At 68.5% G+C, this 2259-nt stretch carries 2 protein-coding genes; both read right to left on the reverse strand.

The window, feature by feature from the left end; genetic code table 11:
* Window positions 1-1664, reverse strand: a 1664-nt coding sequence (locus QQK43_RS22995) for an FAD-dependent oxidoreductase (RefSeq protein WP_284309611.1), incomplete at its 3' end; no start/stop codon positions are given.
* Window positions 1665-1767: 103 nt separating this feature from the next.
* Window positions 1768-2259 (reverse strand): SDR family NAD(P)-dependent oxidoreductase (locus tag QQK43_RS23000; RefSeq protein ID WP_284309612.1); only part of this gene is annotated, 492 nt, incomplete at its 5' end.

Consider the following 2259-nt stretch of genomic DNA (forward strand, 5'->3'; position numbering starts at 1 on the left):
TGGTTGCCCGTGAGGAAACCGAAAGTCATGTTGGGCCCGTGGGTGATGCCCGCACCCGGGTAGTTGCCCCCCATCATGCTGGCGCGGTCGTTGCCCACGGCGTACAGACCGGCGATGGCCGAGCCGTCGCGCTTGAGGACCTCGCCCACCACGCTGGTGCGCACCCCGTCAAAGGTGCCCAGATCGCCCATGACCACCTTGACCGCGTAGAACGGACCGGTCTGCACCGGCGCCACGCAGGGGTTGGGCCGGTGTTCGGGATCGGCCAGGTAGCGGTTGAAGCTGGTGCGCCCGCGCCCGAAGGTGGGGTCTTCGCCCTTGACGGCGCCGACGTTGTAGTCCTTGACGGTCTGCGCCAGGCCGGCCGGATCGATGCCGGCGTTTTGCGCCAATTCGGCCAGCGTGTTGCCCTTGATCAGGTAGCCGTTGCGCAGGAACTTGCCAATGGGCATGGGCGCGGGTTTGACAAAGCCCAGCCCGTACTTGGCCAGCGTGGTCTTGTCGCACACCAGCCACATGGCGGTTTCGGCCATGCCGGCGCAGGCGGTGATCATGGCCGCCCCCACGTCGTGGTACGAGTTGGATTCGTTGGTGAAGCGCCGGCCGTTGGCCAGCACGCCGATGACGCCGGGTTTGTAGCGGTCCAGCAGGTGCGGGAAGACGCCGATCTCGCCCCCGCCGTAGTCGACCCTGGAGACGGGCATCCAGGCCGCGCTGTCCTTGAAGCGGATGTCGGCCACGCCCCCGGCCTGCTCGGCCATGGCCACGCCGTCGCCGGTGTTGCCCACCGGTGTGGGCGAGAGGTGCTGGTGGCCGCGCGCGACGTGCGGGTAGGCCTGGGCGATGCGCTGGACGTCGTGCGGGAAGCCGCCGCAGGCCAGCACCACGCCGTGGCGTGCGGTGAAGCTGGCGTGCTCGCTGCGCACGCCCTGCACGTGTTCGCCATCCATCAGCAGCGCCTTCGCGGGGGTCGAGGTGAGGATGGGGATGCCCAGGTCCAGCGCCGACTTGGCCAGACGTGCGGCCAGCGCGTTGCCGCTGGTGACCTGGATGCCGCGGCGGTACAGCGCCAGTTCCTTGAGGTGGGTGGCCAGGCGTTTGGCCACGTAGAGGAAGGAGGTCAGCGATTTGGTGGCGCGGAAGAAGTGTTTGAGGTCGGCGTTGGAGGAGTTGAACATCATCCCGATGAAGGTGATGGTCTTGAGCGGGGGCTTGAGCCGCGCCATGTCCCGCCCGAGTCCGCGGATGTCGAAGGGTTTGGCCAGGATGGAGCGGCCGATGTCCACGCCCCCGGCCACGTCGGGGTGGTAGTCGGGGTAGAGCGTGGGCACGAACTGCATGGCGGTTTCGCGCTCGAAGAATTCGACCATCTTCGGACCGTTGTCCAGGAAGGCTTCGACCACGGCGTCGTCAAAGAACTGGCCGGTCTCTTCCATGAGGTAGCGGCGCACGGCAGCGCGGGTGTCGCCCGGGTTCTGCTGGCGCCCGTGGGGGCCGAGTGGAATCCACAGCACACCGCCCGAGAGCGCGGTGGTGCCGCCGAACACGGGTTCTTTCTCCAGCACCAGCACGTCCAGGCCACGCTTTTTGGCGGTGATGGCGCAGGACAGGCCGGCAGCGCCGGAGCCGACGACGATGAGGTCGTAGGCGGTTTTCTGGTTCACGGGTGTCTCCTCAAGTGGTGTTTGGCCGCAGCGCCGGGCCGCCCCAAGCAAGGCCGCGCCCCCTCGGGGGGGCAGCGACCCGCGCAGCGGTCGAGCGTGGGGGTCATTGGTTGAATCCGGGGCGCGGCACCATGTCCATCAGCATCGAGGACATGCCACCATCGACGGCGATTTCGGCGCCGTTGACGTAGGCCGAGCGCGGGCTGGCCAGGAACAGGGCCACGTCGGCGATGTCCTGCGGCTCGCCGATGCGGCGGCTGGCGGTGACCTGGGCGCGCCGCGCTTCAAAGCCCGGCTCTTCGTAGAACTTGGCCGACAGGGCGGTGCGGATCATGCCGGGGCAGATGGCGTTGCTGCGGATGCCCAGCGGGCCCCATTCGGTGGCCATCTGGCGCGACAGGAGCAGCACGCCGGCTTTGCTGGCGCTGTAGGCGCCGCTGGCGGTCTGCGGGAAGTTCGCCGAGATGGAGGCCACGTGCACCAGCGCGCCGCGCGTGCGCTGCAGTTGCGCCTTGAAGGCCCGCGCGCACAGCAGGTAGCCCGTCAGGTTCACCGACAGCACCGTGTTCCAGTCGGCCACGCTCACGCTCTCCAG

Source organism: Hydrogenophaga electricum (genome assembly GCF_030160815.1).
GTDB lineage: Bacteria > Pseudomonadota > Gammaproteobacteria > Burkholderiales > Burkholderiaceae_C > Hydrogenophaga > Hydrogenophaga electricum.